Genomic DNA, 25,253 nt, shown 5'->3' on the forward strand with positions numbered 1-25,253 from the left:
GTCCTCAGGCCTTGTGGATGGCGTCTCGCAGGGAGGCGAGGTGCTGCGGGATGGCTTCGTACGGATCGGGCGCGGACTCGTATTCGAGCACGACGTAGCCGCGGTAGCCCGCGTCCTTGAGCAGCTTGACGAATCGCGGCACGTCGGTGGGCACCTTCTGCTTGACCGGGCCCGTCTCCACCTTCAGCTGCACGTTGACCGCGTAGGGCACGATCTTCTGCAGCTGCGGGTAGACGTCGGTGTCGTCGACGTTGCCGGAGTCGAGGTTCACGCCGAACCAGGGCGAGTCGATCTCCTTGAGCGCCGGCAGCATCCGGTCGATCTTGGTCAGGTAGTCGTGGTTCTCGAGCCCGAGGATCACGCCGTGCTTCTCGGCGTACACCAGGGCCTTCTTCAGGTTCTTGATGCCGTTGGCGATGCCCTGCTCCTCGCTCATCCCCTTGGGCGGCACGCCGCTGAACACGCGCACCACCGGCGCGCCCAGCACCGCGTAGTGGCCCAGCCACGTGTCGGTGTGCTGCAGCCACTTCTGGAGCTCGGGATCCTCGTCGGGCAGCGTGAAGTTGTTGCGGATGGCGCCGCCCGAGATGTCGAGCCCGTTGACGTGGCAACGGCGCTTCACCTCGTTCAGGTACGCCCGGTCGAACTTCTCGGGGAAGAAGTACGACGTCAGCTCCACCGCGTCCACGCCGAGCGTCGCCGCATAGTCGATTAAGCCGAGCAGGTCCATCGCGCCCCTGGTGCCGGGCTTGGCGGTGAGGTACTGCCGCATCGAGTAGGCCGCCAGCCCGACGCGCAGTTGCGTCTTGCCGGCGCGACGGATCGGGGCCGCGACGACCGGCGCCGCCGTGAAGGTCGAGGCCACGGCCGCAGAGGCCGTCGCCGAGAGGAACGCGCGTCGATTCAGGGGCATGGGCATGGGAGTCGTGCAGAGTGTATCCCCGTTGCCGGATCATCGGCACACGGGAAACGCACCCCTGACGCATGGGCGCCCCTGCTGTCGGATTGGTCCTACAACAAAGCCATCAGGGCGAGGACGACTGACGGACAGTCGGCAGTCGAATCAGGCGGGACCGCGTGCGCGCTGCGCCGCCTCGAGCCTTGAGCCCTGGGCCTTGAGCCCTGAGCCCTGAGCCCTGAGCATCACCGCAGTCCGAACCAGTACGACACCTTCACGAGCAGCACGTCGTCGGCAGGCGCCGAGAAGACCCGTCCCGCGTCGTCGCCGAGGTCGAACGCGCCGGTGACCCCCGTGTCGCGGCGGTTCTGCGTCCACACCACGTACAGGGTGGAGCCGGGACGGAACTCCCAGCGGAAGACGGTGTTGGCGCGCAGCGACCGGACGTTGAAGTCGGGCTGCGCGATGACGAAGGGCGCCGCCGCCCCCGCGCCGTCGGGATCGATCACCAGTCCCTGCCCGGCCGGCCCCGGCCCGATGGTGCTGCCGCCGTCCTCGCCGTAGCGGGTGAACGCGAAGGTGCGCGGCGCCGCCACTTCCTTGATCGCGCCGTAGTCCCCGGCCGAGACGAGCGGCTGCAGGAACACCTGCAATGACGTGCGCGGCGAGGTCGCCAGGCTCAGGCGCGCGATCATCGACACTTCGGTCTGATCGAGCTCGCCGAACACGTAGCGGCGCCCGTACGTGTGCGTGGCCAGCGGGTCGTCGACCGTCGCGAGATACTGCGCCGCGACGATGTTGCGTCGGTAGGCGGGCCCGACGCTCAGCGTGACGGCCGGCGCCGGCCGCACGGCGACGCTCACGCCGCCGGTGAGCGCCGACGCGTCGTACTGCCGCGCCGTGTAGCCGAGGTCGGCGGCGACCACGGCCACCTTGCGGTTGTCGCTCGCGACGCTGACCTGCGCGCCGACGCTGCCCGGGCGTATCACGGTGGGCCCGCCGCGCGTCAGCTTGTCGTCCCACACCCGGCGCGCGTGTGTCAGGGTGAGCGAGGTGCGCCAGAAGTTGCGCCACTGGGCGCTCGTCGCGCCCTGCCAGCCATCGCCCTGCAGCTCGGCGCCGTAGTTCCACGTCCACCACTTGGAGACCCAGGCGGTGCGCTCGCGCGTCCAGCCCGACGGCACCAGCTTGCGCAGCTGCACCATCGCGTGGCCGCCGGCGCGATCGGTCTGCGTCGAGAAGCCGAGGTCGTTCACCTCGAGGCCCGGGCTCATCCCCCACACGCCGAAGTTCGCGGTGACGTTGCCGCCCTGCTTGTTCAGGTTCGCCTGGCCGGTCCACCCGGACAGGCTGGTGGCCGTCGGGTCCAGCGACACGTGCGGCGCGTCGGGACGCTGGTAGTACCGCTGCTCGGCCCGCTGCAGGCGGGTGATCGCCGGCTGGGTGCCCTCGACACGACTGCCTGCGAGACCGCCGTGCAGCACCCAGCGACGGGAGGCATCGAGGTACCAGTGCCCGTCGACGCCGAGCATGTGCGCCCGGGAGGTGAGCGCGTTCTCCAGTTGCGGCTCGCGGCCCTCGCGGATCACCGACGTGCCGAGCAGGCCGATGCCGCCGCGCGCGCCGAGTTCGCGCTGCGCCCGCAGCACCGCGTAGTTGGTGAGCGGCTCGACGTCGCGCGTCGTGGTGCCCAGCCCCGTCGACAGCCGCGCCTGTTCCCGTCCGGTCACCGCCTCGAGCGCCCCGACCGTCCAGCCGTGACGCGTCCGCCCGACCAGCTTGGCCGCGCCGAGGATCGTCGTGGTCGCCGGCGCGTCCAGGTAGGGGCTGGCATACCGCCCCTGGGGCGCGCGGCCGATGCGGCGGCTGTAGAACAGCGTCGGCTCCGGACGGAAGAAGCCCCAGTACTCGCTGGCGCCGCTCCGGCCGAAGTTGCCGAACACCTTCGCGCCTTCGGTGAAGAACGGACGACGCTCCTCGAAGAACACCTCGAACTGCGTGAGGTTCACCACCGCGGGATCGACCTCGACCTGCCCGAAGTCCGGGTTGAACGTGGCATCCAGCGTGAGGTTGCTCGTCACGCCGTACTTGAGGTCCATGCCGGTGGCCGCGAAGCCGCGCACGCCGTCGTTGAAGGGATTGCCCGCCAGCGGCGGCTCGATGAACTCCGCGCGCGTTGTCGCGTACGGCATCAGCTCCAGCGTGCCGGGTGGCTCGATGCCGACGATGTCGGCCAGGTGCGCCATGCGCGAGGCCAGGCCGGGCTCGTTCTTGCCCACCAGCTGCAGCCAGTCCGACTCGTTGCGGCGCTGGATGACGCGCTGCACGTTGATGCCCCACGTGGCGCGATCGCTGGCCGTGAAGCGCAGCTGCGACAGCGGGATCCGCATCTCGACCGCCCAGCCCCGCTCGTCCAGGGTCACCGCCGAGGCCCACACCGCGTCCCAGGTCGGGTCGAGGAACTGGTCGTTGTAGATGAGCGCGTCACGCTGGACGCCGGCCGCCGACACGCCGAACTGCGCGCCCGTGAGGTGGTCGTGGTGCGCGTCGAGGTAGACGATGAAGGCGTCGGCCTCGACGGCGACGTCGCGCCGCGAGAGCTGGCGGACGATGGCGCCCGGCTGGCGGTCGTGCAGGCGAGCCGCGACGTAGAGCGCGTGCTCGTCGTAGCCGACCCGCACCTCGGTGTCCTCGGAGGCCGGGTCGCCCTGCACGGGGTCGCGTTGCAGGAAACCGCCGGCCGGCTCGACCTGCCGCCACGCCTCATCGTCGAGGCGGCCGTCGATGACGGGGGGCGAAGGAAACCGGGCTGCGTGGAGCTCGCGGGTCTGCGCCTGGGCCAGCACGGAAGGCACGGCGCCGGCGGACGCCCAGGACAACAGGAAGGTCAGGGCGACACGCGCACGCGATCCCACGGGGCGGCATTGTACGCGGGCCGGAACCCGTTCCCTGGCGGTCGGCCTTCGGCGTTCGACGTTCCCGCGTGCGGCGTGCGGCGTTCAAGAGCCGCGGCGGGTTCGGCGTTCGAGAGATCATTGCGCCGCCCGGACGCATCGCATAGGCTGGACCTGTTCCTGGAGTGCGTCTCGCCGATGGCCCCTGAGCCTTGCCCCGTCGTCGCGGGCCCGCTGCGCGTGGCGCGGCGCCCGGCGGCCCTGCTTTTCCTCGCCGCCGTCCTGGCCGGCGGCCTCGCGTGCCGCCCGGCGGCGCCACGGGTGGCCGGCGTGCCCGATCAGGTCGACTTCAACTTCCACGTCCGGCCGATCCTGTCCGACAAGTGCTTCGCCTGCCACGGTCCCGACGACCGGGCCCGCAAGGGCGGTCTGAGCCTGCACACCAGGGAGGGCGCGTTCGCGACCCTGGCCGACGGCCGTCGCGCCGTCGTGCCTGGCAGCACGCGCAAGAGCGAGCTGGTGCGCCGCATCCTGAGCACGGATCCGGCGGTGATGATGCCGGTGCCAGACTCGCACCTGTCGCTGACCGACGTCGAGAAGGCGACCCTCGTCCGCTGGATCGAGCAGGGGGCCACCTGGACGCCGCACTGGGCGTTCGTGGCGCCGAAGACGCCGGCGATTCCCACCGGCGCCGACCTGAAGTCGCCCGCCAATCCCATCGATGCCTTCGTGCGCGCCGGGCTGCGCGGCACCGGCCTCGCGCCGTCGCCGGAGGCCCCGAAGGAAACGCTGATCCGCCGCGTGTCGATCGACCTCACCGGCCTGCCCCCGACGGTGGCGGAGGTGGACGCCTTCCTTGCCGACACGAGTCCCGACGCCTACGAGAAGGTGGTCGATCGACTGCTCGCCTCGCCCGCCTTCGGTGAGCGCATGGCGGCCGATTGGCTCGACGTGGCGCGCTACGCCGACTCGCACGGCTACCAGGACGACGGGATGCGGCAGATGCATCCATGGCGCGACTGGGTGATCAAGGCGTTCAACCGGAACATGCCGGTGGACGAGTTCATCACCTGGCAGCTGGCCGGCGACCTGCTCCCGAACGCCACGGTGGAGCAACGCCTGGCCACCGCCTTCAACCGCAACCACATGCAGTCGCAGGAAGGCGGCATCGTCTCGGAGGAGTACCGGACCGAGTACGTCGCCGACCGCGTGAACACGTTCGGGTCGGCGTTCCTCGGGCTGACGCTGCAATGCGCGCGGTGCCACGACCACAAGTACGACCCGGTGCTGCAGCAGGACTACTTCAAGCTCTTCGCCTTCTTCAACAACGTCAACGAGACGGGCCAGATCCCGTACTCGGGGATGCCGAGCCCGACGGTCACGGTGAGCACGCCGGAGGCCGACGCCGAGCTCGCCGCGCTGCGGGCCGCCATCGGCCCGCTCGAGCAGGCGACGCGCGTCGACAGGCTGGCCACCGGCCCGGCGTTCGAGGCGTGGCTGGCCAGGGCCGAGCAGGCCGCCGCGCCCGTGTCGCTGCCGCGCGCCATCGTGCACCTGCCGCTCGACGCCATGAAGGACTACACCTTCGCCAACCTCGCCACGCCGCAGCGCAAGGGCACGGTGGGCAGCGAGGAGGAGCGCAAGAAGAAGACGGCGCGCGCGCCCGAGGTGGTGCCCGGCCGGGTCGGCAGCGCGGTGCGGCTGGTCGGCGACAGCCAGATCGACCTCGGTGGCCGCGACGAGAAGTTCGGCTTCTTCGAGCGCAACGAGCCGTTCTCGTTCGCGCTGTGGTTGCGCCGCGACAAGGACAAGGTCGGCGGCCCGATCGTCACGCGGTCGGGCGCGGTGATGAACGGCCACCGCGGCTACGAGCTGATCCTGCGGCCCGACGGCACCCTGACGGCCGGCCTGCACCACGTGGCGCCCGACAACTCGCTCGAGCTCGAGACGCTCGATCCGTTCAAGGTCGGCACCTGGTACCACGTGGCGGTCACCTACGACGGCTCGAGTCGCGGCCCCGGGCTGCGCCTCTACATCGACGGCGCGCCGGCCCGCACGCGCCTGATGACCGACAACCTGGCGCGCAGCATCATCAGCGAGCCGCTGGGCGACTGGGGCGGGATCTCCGCGATCAGGCTCGGCCGTCGGGGCGACGAGAACCTCGCCGACACGTCGATCGACGAGTTCATGGTGTTCCCGACGCAGCTCACGGCTCCCGAGGTTGCGACGCTGGCGACGCGCGGGGCCGATGGCGCAGGTGTAGGCGTCGGCCTTGGCCGACGCGCGTTCACTCGTGACGAGCTGGCCGAGCACTGGGTGCTCCGGGTGGCGAAGGCCGGCGAGCGCGAGCGTGCCCAGCTGCGCGCGCTGCGCGGCAAGGAGAACGCCATCATCACGAAGCTCCCCCAGGTGATGGTGATGCGCGACCTGCCTGCCGAGCGGGCGCGGCCGACCTTCGTCCTCGCGCGCGGCGCCTACGACGCGCCGACGACCAGGGTCGAGGCCGACACGCCGGCGATGCTGCCGCGGTTCGACAAGGGGCTGCCGCGCAACCGTCTCGGCCTGGCGCGCTGGCTCGTGTCGAAGGAGAACCCGCTGGCGACGCGCGTCCTCGTGAACCGTTACTGGGCGCTGCTGTTCGGCACCGGCCTGGTTGCGACCCCCGAGGACTTCGGCAACCAGGGCAAGCTGCCGACGCACCCGCAGCTGCTCGACTACCTGGCCGTGTCGTTCCGCGAGAGCGGCTGGAACCTCAAGGCCCTGTTGCGCCGGATCGTGACGTCGCAGACCTACCGCCAGTCGTCGGCGGCGACGCCGCAGGCCCTCGAGATCGACCCCGCGAACGAGAAGCTGGCGCGTGGGCCCGGCTACCGCCTGTCGGCCGAGCAGATCCGCGACAATGCGCTGGCGGCCAGCGGCCTGCTCGTGCGCACGATCGGCGGCCCCAGCGTGTACCCGTACCAGCCGCCGGGCCTGTGGGAGGAACTGGCGACGCGCAATGCGACGACCTACGCGCAAGGCAAGGGCGACGACCTCCACCGCCGGAGCCTCTACACGGTGTGGAAGCGCTCGACGCCGCCGCCATCGGCCATCAGCTTCGACGCGTCGGAGCGGCTGCTCTGCACGGTGAGGCGCCAGCGGACGAGCACGCCCCTGCAGGCGCTGGTGCTGCTCAACGACGTGCAGTACGTCGAGGCGGCACGGGTACTCGCCGAGCGGGTGTTGCTCGAGGGCGGCGACACGCCGGAGGCGCGGATCACGCTGGCCTGGCGCCTGCTCACCAGCCGGGCGCCGCGGCCGTCGGAGGTCGCCACGGTGCGCGCGTTGCACGACCGGGAACGGGCCCGGTTCGCCGGCAATCCCAAGGCGGCCCGGACGCTCGCGACCAGCGGCGAACACCCCCCGGCGCGGACGCTCGATCCCGTCGAGGTCGCGACGTGGACGGTGGTGGCCAGCACGATCATGAACACGGACGAAGCGGTGAACAAGCGATGAAGGCCCTCGAGGATCTGAAGTTCAACGCGACGCGGCGACACTTCCTGTCGGCGGCCAGCCTGGGGATCGGCTCGGTCGCCCTCGGGTCGCTGCTCGACCCCTCGCGACTCTTCGGCGGCCCCTCGCCGACCCAGGCGCCGTTGGTGCCGGGGGCCGCGCCGGCCGGTGGGCCGGTGCTGCCGGCCACGCACCTGGTGCCGCGCGCCAAGCGCGTGATCTACCTGTTCCAGAGCGGTGGCCCCTCGCAGCTCGATCTCTTCGACGACAAGCCGCTGCTGCGGACCATGAACGGCGAGGAGCTGCCCGCGTCGGTGCGCATGGGCCAGCGCCTCACCGGCATGACCGCCCACCAGAAGCAGTTCCCGCTGGCCGGGTCGCACTTCACCTTCGCCCGCCACGGCCAGAGCGGCGCGATGGTGAGCGAGCTGATGCCGCACACCGCCGCCATCGCCGACAAGCTGTGCTTCGTCAAGTCGATGCACACCGAGGCGATCAACCACGACCCGGCGGTGACCTTCGTGCAGACCGGCACGCAGCAGGCCGGGCGGCCGTCGATCGGCTCGTGGCTGTCCTACGGGCTCGGATCGGACAACGCCAACCTGCCGGCATTCATCGTGTTGCTGTCGCGGGCGCGGGAGGGCGACCAGCCGCTGTACTCGCGGCTCTGGGGCAGCGGCTTCCTGCCCTCGCAGCACCAGGGCGTGCAGTTCCGGCGCGGCAAGGATCCCGTGCTGTACCTCGGCGACCCCGACGGCGTGAGCGCCGAGACGCGCCGCAGCATGCTCGATGCCTTCCGCGCGCTCGAGGAGGAACAGCACGCGCGGGTGCTCGATCCCGAGATCAACGCCCGCATCGCGCAGTACGAGATGGCCTACCGCATGCAGACGTCGGTGCCGGAGGTGATGGACTTCGCCGACGAACCCGACAGCGTGCTGAAGATGTACGGGCCCGACGTGAAGACGCCGGGGACGTTCGCGGCCAACTGCCTGCTGGCCCGCCGCCTCGCCGAGCGCGACGTGCGCTTCATCCAGCTCTATCACCAGGGCTGGGACCAGCACGGCAACCTTCCCAAGGACATCCGGATCATGACCCAGTCGGTCGACCAGGCGTCGGCCGCGCTCGTCAAGGATCTCGAGCAGCGCGGATTGCTCGAGGACACGCTGGTCATCTGGGGCGGCGAGTTCGGCCGCACGAACTACTCGCAGGGCAAGCTGACCAGGGACAACTACGGCCGCGATCACCACCCGCGCTCGTTCACCATCTGGATGGCCGGCGGTGGCGTCAAGGCGGGCCTCACCTACGGCGAGACCGACGAGTTCGGCTACAACGTGGTGCGCGACCCGGTGCACGTCCACGACTTCCAGGCCACGCTGATGTACCTGCTCGGCATCGAGCACGAGCGGCTCACGTTCAAGCACCAGGGCCGCCGCTACCGCCTCACCGACGTGCATGGGCACGTGGTGAAGGCCCTCCTGGCGTAAGCGCGTGCTATCACGATTCCCTCGCGCCCGCTGGGTGGCGTCCGGCGAGCTGCTGCTGGCCGCGGTCGTGCTGGCGGTCGGTGTCCTCGGCCTGCGGAGCGCCGGCGGCGACCTGCAGGTGTTCGTCGGGCGGTTCCACCCGCTCATCGTCCACCTCCCGATCGGCGTCCTCCTGCTGGCCGGGATCGTCGAGGCGCTGTCGCGCACGCGTCGCTTCGCTGGCGCCGGCCTCGAGCGCCTCCTGCTGGTCATCGTCGGCATCGGCGCCCTGACCACGATCGCCGCCATCCTCACCGGCCTGCTGCTCTCCTCGTCTGGCGAGTACGACGCCGCGCTGGTGGCACGGCACCAGCAATGGGGCCTGCTGCTCGGCCTGACGGCACTCCTCGCGACCGTCGGCGCGTGGTGGCGCATCGGCGCTGCGGCGCGTGCACCGCACACGCTGTACGCCGCGTCGCTGGTCGGCGCGCTGGTGCTGGTGACGGTCACCGGGCACTACGGCGGCTCGCTCACCCACGGCGAGACCTACCTCACCGAGCACCTGCCGTTCCGTGCGCGTCAGGACGACGCTGCGCGAGGCGCCGTGGACCTGAGCACCACGAAGGTGTTCGCGACGCTGGTCGCGCCGACGATCGAGGCACGCTGCGTCGGCTGCCATGGTCCGGCGCGCCAGTCGGGCAAGCTGCGCCTCGACTCGCCGGAGGCCATCAGGAAGGGCGGCGAGTCGGGCGCCGCGGTCACACCGGGCAGCGCCGCCGGCAGCCTGATCGTGCGTCGCATCTTCCTGCCGACGTCGGACGCCAAGGTCATGCCGCCGAAGGGGCACCCGACGCCGTCGCATGCCGACGTCGCCCTGCTGCGCTGGTGGATCGATCAGGGCGCCTCCTTCGACCAGGTGCTGGCCGACGCCACCGTCACCCCCGACGTGGAGCCGGCCATCGCCGCCCGCCTCGGTCCGGTGGACTTCGCGGCGCCGGCGATCCTCTCCGTCCGTGTCCAGCCAGGCGATCCGAAGGCGATCGCGGCAGCGCGGGCCCTGAAGCTGCGCGTGGAGCCGCTGCGCGACGACTCGTCGTTGCTGGTCATCAAGGCGCCACCCGCCGCGCGTGGGTTCGACGACGCGGCGCTGAAGACGCTGGAACCGCTGGCGACGCAGATCGCGTGGCTCGATCTCGGGGGCACGCAGGTCACCGACGCGGGCCTCTCCGTCCTGCTGCCGCGCCTCGTGAACCTCTGGCGCCTGTCGCTCGATCGCACGGCCATCACCGACCGCGCGCTGCTCCCGCTGGAGAAGTTGCCGCGCCTCGAGACGGTGAACGTGTACGCGACGCAGGTCACCGACGCGGGGCTCAAGCCCTTGGAGAAGCTGCCGCGCCTGCGCGCCGTGTATGCCTGGCAGACGCAAGTGACCTCCGCGGGTGCCGAGTCGCTGAAGGCCGCCGCCAGGAAGGTCCAGGTCAACGTCGGCGCCCCGCCGGAGCCCGAGCCGCTGATGACCGCCGAGGGGGATGGCGGCAAGGCCGGCGGGGGGGCCGTGAAGAAGGCCGCCCGCTAGTAAGGAAATACCTCCCGACAGCTGAGCTTTGGGCGTAGGCTGTGGCTGACGGCTCGGGCGGGTCGGACTCCCTGCCACGCGCCCGGGTCCGATGGCTCCCCCTTCACGTCGACGGTTGCTGACGCTCCTGCTGTGCGGCCTCGCACTGGCCGCCGCCATCGGGGGCGCCGCGTGGGTCCGTGGGCCTGCGCCCCCCGCCGGTGCGCCCGTCCGCGCCGGATACCTGCACGACCCGCCGTACATGTTCCGCGCCCCCGACGGCACGGCCGCAGGGCTGGACATCGACGTGCTCGACGAAGCGGCGCGACGGGCCCGCATCGAGCTGACGTGGAACTACGTGGAGCGCGACGGGGATCCGGACGTCGCCCTCGCCGAGGGCACCATCGACGTCTGGCCCGCGCTGACGGTGCTCGAGCATCGCCGCCGCCGCTTGCACCTCACCGCCCCCTGGCTGCGCACCGAGGTGCTGCTGGTCGTCCGCGACGGCGGCGCACGACCGCCGCGCGACCACGCCGGCCCGCTCGGGGTCGTGAGCCTCCCGGTCACCGCCTACCTGATCGAGCAGAACTTCCCCCACGCGCAGCGCGTGTCGTACAAGGACGGCCCCGAGCTGGCCCAGGCCGTGTGCGAGGGCCGCGTGCCGATGGGCCTGATCTCTGCCGGCACGCTGGCCATGGCGTTGTCGACGGTCGACGGGCCTTGCCGCGCTGCGCACCTGCGCTCGTACGCGCTGCAGGGCGCGACGCTGGACATCGCCGTGGCCGGGCGCGTGGGCTTCGAGGGCGTCGCCGACCGGCTTCGCGCCGGCATCGACGCGATGGCCGCCGATGGCTCGATCCGCGCGCTGGTGCAGCCGTACTCGTTGCAGGCCGCCAGCGAGGTGCTCGCCGTGTACGAGCTGCTGCAGGAGCGCGCCCGGACGCGCCTGTTCACCTGGGTCACCGTCATCCTCTCGGTGGCGCTCGTCGGGTCCACGACGCTCTTCCTGGCGCTGCTGCGCGCCAACCGGCGCACCAGGCAATCACTGGTCGAGAAGGCGGCCCTCGAGGCCCGGCTGCAGGGCGCACAGCGGCTCGAGCTGGTCGGGCAGTTCACGGGCGGGGTGGCGCACGACTTCAACAATCTCGTGACGGTCATCCTGGGCCACGCCGACGTCGCGGCCGGGGAGGGTCCGCTCGCGCCGGCGACCGCCGAATCGCTCGACGAGATCCGCAAGGCGGGCGAACGCGCCAGCGACCTGGTCAAGCACCTGCTGGCGTTGGGACGCGAACAGCCGGCGACCCCGCGCGTGGTGGCCGTGCACGCGGAACTGCAGGGACTGCTGCCGATGCTGCGGCGACTGCTGCCGCCGCAGGTGCGGGTGGCGTGCGAGCCGGGGGCCCGGGACGACCGCGTGTTCATGGACCCCGGGCAGTTCTCCCGCGTGCTGCTCAACCTGGCCGCCAACGCCGGCGACGCGATGCCCGACGGCGGCCAACTGCGCCTCACCACCAGGAACGCCGAGGACGAGCGACTGGGCGGGCAGGTGCTGTGCCTGGCCATCGAGGACACCGGCTGCGGCATGCCGGCCGAGGTGCAGGCCCACGCGTTCGAGCCCTTCTTCACCACGAAGGACCCGGGGCGAGGCACGGGGCTGGGCCTGTCGGTGGTCCACGGCATCGTGCAGGACGCCGGCGGCACGATCGCCGTCGTCAGCGCCCCAGGGCGCGGCACGCGGTTCGAGATCCGGTGGCCTCTGGCCGGGGCGGCCGAGGCGGTCACCGAATCGCGGCAGCCGGACCCGCCGTCGACGCTGGCGCCGCCACCGACGACGAGCCTGGTGCTCGTCGTCGACGATCGACCCGAGTTGCGCGAGCTGGTGAGGCGCGTCCTCAGCGCCGCCGGCCATCAGGTGCTCACCGCCGAGGGTGGGCCGGAGGGATTGGCGCTCCTGCAGGCGCACGGCTCGCGGATCGGCCTGGTCGTCAGCGACATTGTGATGCCGCGCATGTCCGGTGTCACGTTGCTCGAGCAGGCGCGAGCCGCCGGAGTGACGGCACCGTTCCTCTTCACCAGCGGGCACGCCGAGGAGCACGCGGCCGCCGTCGAGGCGAGCGGCGCGCACCTGCTCGCCAAGCCCTTCGCGACCGCGCAGCTGCTCGAGGCCGTCAATCGCCTGATCGCCGCTCGCTGACGGCACGTCGGCAGTCCCGGATGTCGAGGGACCGCCTGCCCGGCGTCACCGGCGCGTGTAGATGCGCTTCCCTTCCTTGATCGTCTCGACCACCCGCACGTCCTTGATGGCGGCCGGGGCGACCTTCAGCGGGTTCCTGTCCAGGATCACGAGGTCGGCCAGCTTCCCGGGGGCGAGCGAGCCCTTGAGGTCCTGCTCGCCGTACTGGTAGGCGACGTTGATCGTCTGCGCCTCGAGGGCCTCGAGCGGCGTGATGCGCTGATCGGGACCGATCGACTGGCCGCCGCGCGACTCGCGGTTGACGGCCGACCACATCATGAACAGCTGGTCGAGCGGCGCCACCACGAAGTCGGTGTGGTTGGTGGGCCGCAGGCCCCGCGCCAGCGCGTCGCGCATCGGGCTGATGTAGGCCGCGGCGGCGGCGCCGCGGTTGGCGACGTGGGCGTCGGCGAAGTAGTAGGTGTGCAGCGTGTAGAACGAAGGCACCAGCTTGTATTTCGCGAACTTGTCGAGGTGATCCTTGCGCGTGAACTGCGCGTGGATCAGCGTCACGTGGCGGTCCCTGGTGAGATCGGGGCCGGCCACGGCCTCGTGCACCCTCAGGAAGGCGTCGATTGCGGCGTCGCCGTTGGCGTGCAGGTTCAGCGGCACGCCCAGCGCGTACACCCGCCTGACCATCTGCGTGATGGTGGCCTCGGGGAACGTGAGCTCGCCCTTCCAGTTCTTCTCGCCACCGGGGCCACCGGTCAGGTACGGCGTGGTGAACGCGGCGGTGCGGCCCTGCGGCGACCCGTCGATCGTGATCTTCACGCCGCCGATCTTGAGGCGCTGTTCGTACGTGCCCCACGTGCCCACCGGGTAGGCCTTCAGCACCTCGTCGAGATCGGTGATGAACGGATAGGCGATGACGTCGATGCTGTTGGCGCCGGCCGCGGCCGCGCGCTTCATCACGGCGAGGTCGCCGGCGTGCGTGGCGCCCTCGTGCGCCGTGGTCACGCCGTGACTGGCGTAGAGCTGCTGCGCCGCCTTCGTCCAGTCGACCGCCTGCTCGGCCGTCGGCTTGGGCAACGACGCGAAGATCGGCAGGAACGCCGTCTCCATCAGCAGTCCGTACGGCTCCTGCGTACCCGGCTTGCGCACGATCACGCCGCCCGGCGGCGTCCGGGTGGCCGCGGAGATGTTCCACTTCTTCAAGGCCGCCGAGTTGAGCACCGCGCCGTGCATCGACACGTGCTGCACGAGCACGGGGTTGTCGGGGAACGCGGCGTCGAGGTGATCGCGGTTCAGCAGGTCGCCCTTCGGCATGGCGGTGTCGTCGTAGCCGTAGGCCTGGATGACCTCGCCTGCCGGGATCTTCCGCTCGTCCCGGAACTTCACGAGCGCCGCGACGATGCTGGCCGGGTCCTTCCCGGGTCCGGCCGGCGGCGGGTAGACGTTGGCCTGGTTGGCCACGCCGAGCGCGCTGTAGTAATGGCTGTGCGCGTCGAGAAAGGCCGGGATGAGGGTCCTGCCGGCAAGGTCCACCACCTGCGTGGCCGCGCCCTTGTGGGCCGCCTCCACCTGCGCGCGCGACCCGACGGCGACGATGCGGCCGTCCTTCACGGCCAGGGCCTCGGCCTCGGGCTGGTTGCGGTCGACGGTCACGATGTCGCCGCCGGTGTAGATGGTGTCGGCGGCCTGCCGCTCGTCGACAGGGACCGGGGACGCAGGGGACGACTGGGATTGCCGGCAGCCCGAGACCAGGGAAGCCAGGGCGAGACCGACGACACACGCACGCACACGACGGGACATGAACCTCTCCGGGAGCAAGAAGCTCAGCCTAGCGACGCATGCGCGCGCGGGCATCTAGACCTTGGTTGGGGCCACACCGACAGCGCTCCCGCCGCCTCCCGTCCTCCGCCCCGCCTGCGCCTCCGAGGGGGGCCCGAACGGGGCGAGTCCGCCGGATCCGGCGTGAGTAGAACGACCCCAACATTTCACTTTATGCGGCTGAGCTATTGACGTAGGCTGAGGCCGTCTGCCTCGGCGTGGATGCCGCTGGTCCGCTCCACGTCCGACTCGCGCGATGCCACGCCCCTCTTCCCATTGGTGGGCCGTCTCGGCCGGTGCGGTGGTCGCCAGCATCGGCCTGGTGTTCTGGGTCGGGCGCGGCAGCGCCGCGACGACGAGCACGTCCGGCCCGCTGCGCATCGGCTACACGCACGACCCGCCCTACATGTTCCGGGCCGCCGACGGCCGGCCGAGCGGCCTCGACGTCGACGTCGTCGCCGAAGCGGCGCGCCGGGCCGCAGTGGACGTGCGGTGGGTCTACGTGACCGGCCGCGGCGGCGCCGACGCGGCTCTGGCCGCGGGACAGGTCGACGTCTGGCCGGCGCTGACGATCCTCGAATCGCGCCGACGCGTGCTGCACTTCACCGACCCGTGGCTGCGCACCGAGATCCTGCTCATGGTGCGCGACGACGGTCCGCGCCCCTCCGGCTCGTACTCGGGTCGCGTCGGCGCCGTGGCGCTGCCGGTCACCGAGTTGATGGTGACCAACAACTTCCCCCGGGCGACGCTGGTGCCCTACCGCGACGGCCCCATGCTGGCGAGGGGCCTCTGCGCGGGTGAGGTGCCGATGGGGCTGGTCTCGGCGGCCGATCTCGCCAAGGCGATGGCCAGCCCCGGCGAGGCCTGCCGCCAGGCGCGCCTGCGCTCGTACCCGCTGCAGGGGTCGACCCTGAACATCGCCATCGCCGCCCGCAGCGGGCACGAAACCGCAGCCGACCTCCTGCGCCAGCGCATCGACGACATGGCCGCCGACGGCTCCATCCGCACGCTGGTGCAGCCGTACTCCTTCCACGCGGCCAGCGAGGTCCTCGGCGTCTACGAACTGCTGCAGGAGCGCGCACGCACGCGGCTGTTCACGTGGGGCACCATGGTCCTCGGCGCGGCGCTGGTCGGCTCGAGCGCGCTCTTCGGCGCCCTGCTGCGCGCCAACCGGCGGGCCCGTCGTTCGCTCGTGGAGAAGGCGGCGCTCGAGGAACGCCTGCGAGCGGCGCAGCGCCTCGAACTGGTCGGGCAGTTCACCGGCGGCGTCGCCCACGACTTCAACAACCTGGTCACGATCATCGTCGGCTATGCCTCGGTGGCGGCCGACCGCGCCCATGCCGATCCGCTCGTCAACGACGCCCTGCAGCAGATCCGCAAGGCGGGCGAGCGGGCCAGCGACCTGGTGCGCCACCTGCTCGCCCTCGGGCGGAAGGAGGTGACCGAGCCGCGCGAGCTGGCCGTGCACGCGCAGGTCGAGAACCTGCAGCCGATGCTCCGGCAGTTGCTGGGGGAGCCGGTCCGCATCACGCTCGACCTGCAGGCGGGCGACGCGCGGATCTTCATGGACCCGGGACAGTTCTCCCGCGTGCTGCTCAACCTGGCGGCCAACGCGCGGGATGCGATGCCGGAGGGCGGCAGCATCCGCATCGCCACGTTCCGCGAGTCTGCGGCCGATGCGGCGTCGGTGGTGTGCCTCGCCTTCGAGGACTGCGGCGCCGGCATGCCGCAGGACGTGTGCGCGCGCGTGTTCGAGCCCTTCTTCACCACCAAGGGACCCGCGCGCGGCACCGGACTCGGGCTGTCGGTCGTGCGCGACATCGTCGCCGAGTCGGGAGGCACGATCGGCGTGAGCAGCGAGATCGGCCGGGGCACGCGCTTCGAGATCCGCTGGCCGCTGGTCACCGGCGCCGACCTCTCCCCGTCGCGCGACGACGCGGCCGGGACTGCCGCGGCCACGCACACCGTGCTCGTCGTCGAGGACCGCGAGGAACTCCGCACGCTGATGACCCGGGTGCTCGCCGGCGCCGGCTACCACGTCCTGAGCGCCGCCGACGGCGGCGAGGCGCTGACCCTGCTGCAGGCCCGCGGCGAGCAGGTGTCGCTCGTGGTGAGCGACGTGCTGATGCCGCGCGTCTCCGGGCCGTCACTGCTGGCGCAGGCGCGCCAACTGGGGCTGGCCGTGCCGTTCCTGTTCACCTCGGGCCACGCCGACGACGTCGACGCTGCTGGCGATCTCTCGGGCACGCGGATGCTGCCCAAGCCGTTCACGCCGACGCAGTTGCTCGAGGCCGTGGGCGCCCTGACCGGGCGCCCGCCGACTACCCCTCCCCGAGCGTGACGACCACCCGATGGGCCTGCCCGTCGTCGAGGATCGGGATGCGCCCCTGCTCGACCGGCACGCCGTCGAGCGTCACCGACGCCACCCCGGTGCTGCGATGCTCCGGGTTGTCCACCGCGATGTGGTAGCGGCACGAGCCGATTCGCCAGTCGATCGTGTACCCGGGCCAGGCCGAGGGGATGCACGGCGAGACGGTGAAGACGTCTCCGTGTCGCTGCAGCCCGAGGATGCTCTCCAGCCCGGTGCGGTACATCCATCCGGCGGCCCCGGTGTACCACGACCAACCGCCGCGCCCCATGTGCTCGGGATGCGCGTAGACGTCGCCATCGAGGACGTAGGGCTCGGTGACGTAGCGCTCGACGCCGGTCGCGTCACGCGTGTGGTTCACGGGGTTGAGGAGGTGGAACAGCTCGACGACCTCGTCGCCGTACCCCATGCGCGACAGCGCCATGAGCGTCCACAGCGCCGCGTGCGTGTACTGCCCGCCGTTCTCGCGGATGCCGGGGATGTAGCCCTTGATGTACCCCGGATCCTTGGCGGCGTGGTCGAAGGGCGGCGTCAGCAGCAGGATCAGGCCCGCATCGCGCCGCACCAGGTGGGTGCGGACGGCGTCCATGGCGCGCGCCGCCCGGCGCGGCGAGGCGGCGCCAGACAGCACGGCCCACGACTGGCTGATCGAGTCGATGCGACATTCCTCGCTGCTCGATGAGCCGAGCGGCGTGCCGTCGTCGTAGTAGCCGCGCCGGTACCACTGTCCGTCCCAGGAGAGCTCGAGCGCCCTGACGAGACGATGCGCCTCGGCCTGGTACCGCGAGGCGCGCGCGTCGTCACCACTCTGGCTCGCCACGGCACCGAAGCGCGTCAGCACGGCGTGCAGGAACCACCCCAGCCACACGCTCTCGCCACGACCCTCGTGGCCGACGCGGTTCATCCCGTCGTTCCAGTCGCCGATGCCCATCAGCGGCAGGCCGTGCACCCCCGACGAGAGGCCGCGATCGACGGCACGCACGCAGTGCTCGTACAGCGATCCCTCGACCCGCGACACGGCCGGCAGGTCGTAGAGCTCGTGCTGTCCCGGGGCGAGGGGCGGGGCCTCGAGGAACGGCACCCGCTCGTCGAGGATGGCCCGATCGCCGGTCGCCTCGACGTACTGCGCCACGACGTAGGGCAACCAGAGCAGGTCGTCGGAGCACCGCGTGCGCGTGCCCCGGCCGGTCGGCGGATGCCACCAGTGCTGCACGTCGCCCTCGACGAACTGGCGGCTCGCGGCGAGCAGGATCTGCTGCCGGTACAGGTCGGTGCGGCTGAAGGCCAGCGCCATCACGTCCTGCAACTGGTCGCGGAAGCCGAAGGCGCCACCGGGCTGGTGGAACCCGGTGCGCCCCCACAGCCGCGAGGCGACGGCCTGGTACAGCAGCCAGTGGTTCAGCACCAGGTCGAGCGAGTCGTCGGGCGTCTGCACGTGCACGGCGCCCAGCAGGTCCTCCCACAGGGTGTGCACTCGTCGGAGGCGCTCGGCGGCGCTGGCCACATCGCCGCAGCGGGCGACCAGGGCGTGCACCTCCTCGACCGACGCGCCCTCGCCCAGGAGGAACACGACGCGACGGGTCTCCCCGGGCTCGAGGCGGATCCCGGCGTGCAGGGCGGCGCATGGATCGAGCCCGGCGCCGAGACGGTTGGAGAGCGCATCGGTGGCCAGCCCGGCGGGGGCCGAGATCGAGCCGTTGCGGCCGATGAACTCGCCACGATCGCCGGTCATCGATCGCACCGGCTCGCTGCACCACGCAAAGGCGACGCGGGTCGCGTACTCGGCGACCCAGGGATTGGCGGCGACGATCGCCCCGGTGGTCACGTCGCGGCCGGTGACCACGGTCCGCTGCATGCCGGGACGTGGCGGCCCGAGCACCCACGCGTTGTACCCGAAGAGGCTCAGCCGCCGTGGGCGCGCCGACGTGTTGGTGAGCGTGAGCACCGACGTCTTCACCGGCGCCGCGGCATCCACGAAGACCTCGAGCCGCTGCCGCAGACGCGCGGTCACCCGCTCGAAGGTGCTCACGCCGGCGCCGTGCCTGACCTGCCAGGCGTCACCCGGCCGGCGCGGCAACGGCGCAGGCGTCGCGCCCCAGCACGCGCCGGTGTCGTCGTCGCGGATGAAGATCGCCTCCGAGGTCCCTTCCGACACCGCATCGTTGTCGAACGGCGTCAGCCGATGCTCGCGGCTGTTGATCGACCACGTGAACGACGCACCCGACGCGGTGACCAGCGTGCCGAAGTCCGGGTTGGCGAGGATGTTGGACCACGGCGCCGGCGTCTCCACCTCGTCGCGCAGCGCGATCACGTACTCCCGGCCGTCATCGCTGAAACCGCCGAGGCCGTTGAACATGAGCAACGGCGGCAGCCCCGGCGACAGCGGCACATCGTCCTCCTCAGGCACGTCGAGCGGCGTCGTCCGACGCCGCGGCGGGGTCGGTGGCGGCGACGGGCGGTCGAGCTGCTCGGAGAGTTCCCCGCGGCTGCCCACCAGCACGGCGCGCGCCACGGCGATGAGCAGCGCGCGGTCGGCAGCCGCGAGCGCCTCGGCGCGCAGGAGGAACACGCCGCCGGCCTTGTCGCGCCACGCGCCCCACGACCCGCCGGCGATGAGGCTCGAGAGCCCCTCGTGCACCTGATCGAGATAGTCGGCGGGATGCTCGTTCAGGATCACCACGTCGGCGCGGAGTCCCTTCACGCGCCAGTACTCCTGCGCCTGCAGTACCTGTCGCACCAGCCGGAGATCGTCGGCCTCCTGCACCCGCACGAGCAGCACCGGCAGGTCGCCGGAGATGCCGTGCGCCCAGAGCCCGGACTGCCCGAGCGTGTTCTCCGCCAGCGCCTCGGGCGTCGCGCGCAGGGACTGATCGAGGTACAGCACCCGCGAGGCGAGGCGATCGTACTGGCGCGCGAGGTCGCTCGAGATGCCGAGGTGCCGTACCAGCATCTGGCTGTGCGTGAAGGCCATCGACCCGGCCCGGGTCGCCGCGCCGCGGTCGTGGTAGCGGCGAGCGAGCGCCAGCGCGCCCTCGCGCGTGTCGGCCGCGCCGGTCGCGAACGCGAGCCGGGCGAAGCCACCGGGCTCGAGGCGCACCCGCTGGCGCAGGCTGACGACCGGATCGAGCACCGCGCCGGTCGTGCCGCTCAGCGATCGCCCGTCGAGCGCCCGTGGCGCCGCCATCGTGCGTCCCCGTCCGAGGAAGCGCGCGCGGCTGGTCTCCCACTCGGTCTGCGACGAGCTGTGGCCGTCGAGGCTCAGCACGTGGAACACCCAGACGCGCGGCTCGTCCTCGGCGCGCGGCCGGCGGCTGCAGATCAGCGTCGTGGTCTCGGGCAGGTACTCGGTCTGCACGAACAGCTTGCCGAACGCCGGGTGGGCGAAGTCGTCCTCGGCGCGACCGAGCACGATCTCGGCGTAGCTGGTCACCTCGATCTCGCGGACGCGGTCGCTGCGATTGGTGAGCGACAGCCGACGCACCTCGACATCGTCGCCGGCGGCCACGACCACCTCGAGCATCGACTCGATGTCCTCGTCCGAGCCGCGGTAGACCGCCTTGTCGGAGGCGAAGGTGACGAAGCAGTCGTCCGGCTCGCGCATCGTCGGGAACCAGGTCGGCGACCACACGACACCGGACCTGACGTCGCGCAGGTAGACGCACTCGCTGCCGACGTCCGTCGTCCGGTCCTCGCGGGCCCGCGTGATGGCCAGATCGCGCCAGCGGCTGTACCCGCCCCCGGCGGCGGTGACCACCGTGACGAACGAGCCGTTGGACAGGAACTGCGCGTGCGGATCGAACGTGTGCGGCGACCGGAACCGCCGCAGCGGGATGCTCGGCGGCGTCCAGGGGGTGCGGGTCAGGTCGGCCGGGCGGGGCGGCGCGGAGGCGGCCTGGCGGGGCACGCGCTCCTGCAGCAGCAGTTCGGTGGCCTTGACGCGCGAGTCGGCGTGGAAGCGTTCCACCATGACGTCGTCGAGCAGCGCGTTGGTGGCGGCCAGCAGCGTCATGCCCTGGTGATGCGCCATGTACGTGCGGACGACGACGCCCTGCGGCGCAGTGGTGGCGGCCGCCTCGTCGAGCGCGGGACCGCGGTGCGTGTAGTCGATCGCCTCGTAGTACCCGAAGCCCCCGTCGGCGCCCGCGGCCGACAGGCGCGCGAGGTTGCGCAGCGCTGCCTCCGGCGCCAGCGGGAGCGCGAGCGCGGTCGCGTACGGCGCGACGACGAGGTCGTCGGCCAGGCCCCGCTTGAAGCCCAGGCCCGGCACGCCGAACGCCTTGTACTGGTAGGTGTCGTGTCGATCGCGGACGTTGTAGGCCGATTCCGAGATGCCCCAGGGCACGCCCCGCTGGCGCCCGTACTGCACCTGGCGCGCGATCGCCCCCGTGTTGGTGGTGTCGAGCAGGGTGCCCGGGAACGAGCGCATCAACAGCGACGGCATCAGGTACTCGAACATCGTCGCGCTCCACGACAGCAGCGTCGGCTCGCCCTCGACGCTCACCGCGCGACGACCCAGGTGGAACCAGTGCCGTTGCGGCACGTCGCCCCGGGCAATCGCGTGGAAGCTCGCCAGCCGCGATTCGGAGGCCAGCAGGTCGTAGAAGGAGACGTCGAGCTGTCCTGGACCTTCCGTGTCGGCCAGGCGGTACCCGATGGCGAAGAGGTGGCGCGTGCGGTCGTAGAGGAAGCCGAAGGCCATGCCGTCGGCCAGGGCGCGGCAGCGGGCCGCGAGGACGCGCAGTTGCTCGTCCTGCTGACGCTGGTCGTCGCTGGCCGTGCCGCCCGAACGCGTCGCCGCCACGCGCGCCAGCGCCGCGCGCAAGGCGTCGGCCCAGGTGCGCAGCATCCCCTCGGTGTCGTCGGCGTCCTGCCCCGACTCGGTGGGGATGCCGGCGAGCACCACCTCGAGGTCCGCGAGGATCGCCTGGGCCGCCGATGCCAGGCGGTCGCCCTCCGGCGCGTCGCGCAGCATGGCCAGCACCCGGGACGCCAGCGGCTCGAGGACCCCGCGGATGGCCCGCCGCGCCGACGTCGTTCCCGCGCCACCCGACGCGAGCTCGCGCACGACCGCCGCGGTGTCGGCGAGTCCTTCCCGCAGGTGGGCGTCACGATCCGGTCGCGCGGCGAGCTGGTCCAGGCCCGAGGCGAGCGTCGACAGCGCCGTCGCCAGGTTGCCACTGTCCACCGTCGACACGTACCGCGGCGACAGCGGGGAGAGCGTGGCGGTGTCGTACCAGTTGAGGAGGTGTCCCTCGTGGCGCTCGAGCCGATCGCACGTGTCGAGGGTGTGCCCCGTGCGCTCGATGAGCTCGGCCGTCGTGATGAAGCCCAGGTCGTGTGCCGCCAGCGCCGACAGCAGGCTCATGCCGATGTTGGTCGGCGACGTGCGGCGGGCCAGTTGGCGGCTCGGATCCTCCTGCAGGTTGTCGGGTGGCAGCCAGTGGTCCGCGGGCCCCACCAGCACCTCGAAGTAATGCCACGTCTTGCGGGCCAGCCGCCTCACCTGTGCCCGCTCGTGCGAGGCCAGGACCCGGCGCCGCTTGGCGCGCGGCTGGCTGAGTGCCCACGCGATGATCGGCGCCGCCAGCCATCCGAGCAGGAACGGTGAGGCCGCCGCCCAGCCCCGACGCGGCGAGGCGCCGATCGCCATCGCCGCGATCAGGGCAGCCACCGGGCTCGACGCCATCTGCACCAGGAACGAGCGCAGCATCGCCCGCCCGCCCAGCGCCGCGGACGCCGCCGCGACGCTCGACGCGGTCTCCCACTCCAGCAGGCGCCGCTGCGTGATCGCCAGCCGCGCCAGCGTGAGGATGATGGCCCTCACCATCTCCCACGCGTGGAAGGGCAACAGCATCAGGGCCAGCAGCGCCTGCGCCGCGGCCGTGCGGACATCGTCGTTCACCGCCCGCAGGAAGACCCCCACCGACAGGCCATGGAGGGGCGCCGCAACGAAGCGCGCCAGCGCCAGCAGCGTGGCCGCGCCCACCACGCCCAGCGCCATGGCCGTCCACACGACCGGCCGTCCCGGCAGCACCGTCCAGCCGGCGACCAGGAGGGCGAGCAGGGCCGGCGGCACCAGACTGCGACGGAGGTTGTCGAAGATCTTCCACCGACTGATCAGGGGAAGCTGGTTGCGAGCCATCCCGGTCGTCGTCGGGACCCACGGGAACAGCCACAACAGGATCTGCCAGTCACCCCGCACCCAGCGGCGCTGTCGCCGGACGTGCGCGAGCACGGTCGACGGATAGTCGTCCACCAGCTCGATGTCGCTCACCAGCGCGGCACGCGCGTGCAACCCCTCGAACAGGTCGTGCGACAGCAGCGCGTTCTCCGGCACGCGTCCGGCCAGTGTCGCCATGAACGCGTCGACGTGGTACAGCCCCTTGCCGGCGAAGATGCCCTCGCCGAACAGGTCCTGGTAGATGTCGGAGACCGCGGTCGTGTACGGGTCCACACCCGTGTGCCCGGCGTAGACGCGCGCGAAGAGCGATCCGGCCGCGCTCGACATCGTCACGCTGACGCGCGGCTGCAGGATGCCGTAGCCCAGCGTCACGCGACGCGACACCGGGTCGACCTCGGGCTGGTTCAGCGGGTGCAGGATGATGCCGAGCAGCTCGCGCGCGGCATCGCGCGGGAGACGCGTGTCGCTGTCGAGGGTGAGGCAGTAGCGGACCGCCGGCAGCACCGACCGGTCGCCGACAACGTGGTGGAAGCTGGTGTCGGTGGCGCCGCGGAGGAGCCGGTTGAACTCCTCGAGCTTGCCGCGCTTGCGCTCCCATCCCATCCAGCGCGATTCCTTGTCGTTCCACAGCCGATCGCGATGGAAGAGATAGAAGCGGTCCTGGCGGGGGCATCCGTGGCGGAGGTTGAGTTCGTCGATGCCGGCGCGCGCCTCGGCGATGATCGCCTCGTCGCCGGGCAGGTGCTGGGCATCGGCGTCGGTGAAGTCCGACAGCAGCGCGAAGTGCAGGCGCGGGTCGGGGTTGGCCAGCGCATGCACCTCCAGGTGCCCCAGCAGCTCGCGCACCGCGTCGACGCTGCCGAAGAGCGTGGGCACGATGACCATCGTGCGGCCCTCTTCGGGGATGCCGTGCTCGAGGTCGAGGCGCGGCAATCGCCGCGGGCGACTGAGCCGGGCTGCCACCCGATGCACCGCCGCGGTGGCCAGGTCGCTCGCCGGGACGAGTGCCAGCAGGGCGGCCAGGACGACCAGGCCTGCGGTGCCTCCGGCGCTCGACGCATACGCCGACGCGAGCGCGACCAGCGTCGCGGTGACCACCGCGAGGCTGCCGAGGTACAGCGCTGTGGGATGCCGGTAGAGCCAGCGACGGGCGCGCCCGCGGAGTCCCGGATACGTGTCGAGTTGGCCCTCGAGGTAGGAGCGTCCGGGGCCGATCAGGTAGTACCCGACGTGGGCGTCGCGGCCGTTCCGGAACCCGGCGCCGGATCGCCGGGCCGCCTCGACGCTCTGCCGCGCCACCAGGAGTTGCCCCTCGCCGGTGCCGTCGGCGAGCGCCTCGAGCGACCGGCGATACCGATCGCGGCTGGCGAAGTCCATCCGGCCGTACATGCCGGCCGGGTCGTGATGCAGCACGCGCTCGACAAGGCTGACGCTCTCGACGAACCGGCTCCAGTCGTTGGCGGCGCAGAAGCGCAGGCTGGTGATGGCATTGGCCATCGAGACCTGATCGGCGGCCTCCCGGTGTCCCTCGACGCGGATGGCGTCCTCCGGGGACATGTCGTGGGCCGCCAGCCACTCGTCGAGTTCCCGGCGGACCGACGCCGCATGCGGACCGTATTCCCTGATGCGCTGCAGCAGGCGCACGACGAACGGGAAGCTGCTGCGACTGTCGAGGCCTACGGTGACCGGGTCGGCGCGCCCCGCGTCGAGCGCCGTGAGGCAGGCATCGGCGCGCGCCACCTCGTCGCGGGCCCGCCTGAGGCCCTCGGCAATCTCGGACACGTAGGCGATCACCGCCGCCTTGAGCAGGCTCGGCCAGGCCCACAGCTCGCCGATGGTCAGCGGCGCCACCGACTGGAACGCCTCGATGAACTCCCGCAACCGCTCGGCGTCGAGCCGGCCGTCGCTGTGGCGGACGGCCTCGATCGCCATGACCTCGATGCGCGCCGGACGCGGCGCATCGCCCCAGCGTGCCTTCGGGAGCCGGCGATAGTAGCCCTGCGGCAGGTCGTGGTGGATGCTGCGCACCTCGTTGGCGATGAGGTGGAAGTTGTCCAGCAGCCACTCGCCCGCCGGCGACACCGGCTCGGCGCGACGGGCGTCGTCGGCGACGACCTGATAGGCGTGGGCGAGCGCGCGCGCCTGCCGATCGAGGCGTCGCAGGTGGGTCGCGCGCTGCCATGGACGACTGCGCGGGGTGACGGGACGCAGCTCTGCCGCGAGTTGCCTGGCCGCGGCCTGCAACCCTCCGAGATCGAGCGAGTCGCCTCGTACGGGGGTGGCCAAGACGGCCATTGTCACACGCGCCGTTCATCGGCGACGCGAAACTCATCATCTACGCATCGTGCGACGTCGATACGTGGGGCGGACTGGTCGCACGCCGTGCAGCGACACGGCAG

9 protein-coding genes are annotated in these 25,253 nt (G+C 71.7%); 5 read left to right on the plus strand and 4 right to left on the minus strand.

Going from position 1 to position 25,253, the window contains the following annotated elements:
* Positions 1 to 4: 4 nt before the first annotated feature.
* Together TBR22_RS22920 and TBR22_RS22925 are read right to left on the minus strand one after the other, a co-directional pair.
* Entirely contained in the window at positions 5 to 919 is a 915-nt protein-coding gene (locus tag TBR22_RS22920) for a sugar phosphate isomerase/epimerase (RefSeq protein ID WP_239490164.1), read from the minus strand.
* Between the two features lie 224 nt (positions 920 to 1,143).
* A complete protein-coding gene (locus TBR22_RS22925; protein ID WP_239490165.1) occupies positions 1,144 to 3,813 on the minus strand; it encodes a DUF5916 domain-containing protein in 2,670 nt (889 codons plus the stop codon).
* Between the two features lie 177 nt (positions 3,814 to 3,990).
* On the opposite strand from TBR22_RS22925, the gene TBR22_RS22930 reads away from it, so the two are divergent.
* The 4 genes from TBR22_RS22930 to TBR22_RS22945 all read left to right on the plus strand — a co-directional run bounded on the left by TBR22_RS22930 (position 3,991) and on the right by TBR22_RS22945 (position 12,496).
* Complete coding sequence (locus tag TBR22_RS22930) at positions 3,991 to 7,287, plus strand: DUF1553 domain-containing protein (protein WP_239490166.1); 3,297 nt, start codon at positions 3,991 to 3,993, stop codon at positions 7,285 to 7,287.
* The gene (locus TBR22_RS22935) at positions 7,284 to 8,768 is read left to right on the plus strand and encodes a DUF1501 domain-containing protein (RefSeq protein WP_239490167.1); all 1,485 of its coding nucleotides are present in this window, start codon (positions 7,284 to 7,286) and stop codon (positions 8,766 to 8,768) included. The genes TBR22_RS22930 and TBR22_RS22935 overlap by 4 nt, the downstream gene beginning before the upstream one ends.
* A gap of 4 nt (positions 8,769 to 8,772) precedes the next feature.
* Complete coding sequence (locus tag TBR22_RS22940) at positions 8,773 to 10,323, plus strand: c-type cytochrome domain-containing protein (RefSeq protein WP_239490168.1); 1,551 nt, start codon at positions 8,773 to 8,775, stop codon at positions 10,321 to 10,323.
* A 91-nt stretch (positions 10,324 to 10,414) separates the two neighbouring features.
* Positions 10,415 to 12,496, plus strand: a complete 2,082-nt coding sequence (locus tag TBR22_RS22945; RefSeq protein WP_239490169.1) for an ATP-binding protein — start codon at positions 10,415 to 10,417, stop codon at positions 12,494 to 12,496.
* Between the two features lie 45 nt (positions 12,497 to 12,541).
* Here the strand turns inward: TBR22_RS22945 and TBR22_RS22950 are convergent, their stop codons facing one another.
* Positions 12,542 to 14,287 (minus strand): amidohydrolase, encoded by a 1,746-nt coding sequence (locus TBR22_RS22950; protein ID WP_239490170.1) that lies wholly within the window; start codon positions 14,285 to 14,287, stop codon positions 12,542 to 12,544.
* A gap of 274 nt (positions 14,288 to 14,561) precedes the next feature.
* Between TBR22_RS22950 and TBR22_RS22955 the strand changes: the two genes are divergently transcribed.
* Positions 14,562 to 16,646 (plus strand): transporter substrate-binding domain-containing protein, encoded by a 2,085-nt coding sequence (locus TBR22_RS22955; RefSeq protein WP_239490171.1) that lies wholly within the window; start codon positions 14,562 to 14,564, stop codon positions 16,644 to 16,646.
* On the opposite strand, the gene TBR22_RS26840 is transcribed toward TBR22_RS22955, so the two are convergent.
* The gene (locus TBR22_RS26840) at positions 16,627 to 25,140 is read right to left on the minus strand and encodes a GH36-type glycosyl hydrolase domain-containing protein (RefSeq protein WP_305068752.1); all 8,514 of its coding nucleotides are present in this window, start codon (positions 25,138 to 25,140) and stop codon (positions 16,627 to 16,629) included. The two genes, TBR22_RS22955 and TBR22_RS26840, sit on opposite strands and share 20 nt — an antisense overlap.
* Between the last annotated feature and the right edge of the window lie 113 nt (positions 25,141 to 25,253).

The organism is Luteitalea sp. TBR-22, from assembly GCF_016865485.1.
Lineage (GTDB): Bacteria > Acidobacteriota > Vicinamibacteria > Vicinamibacterales > Vicinamibacteraceae > Luteitalea.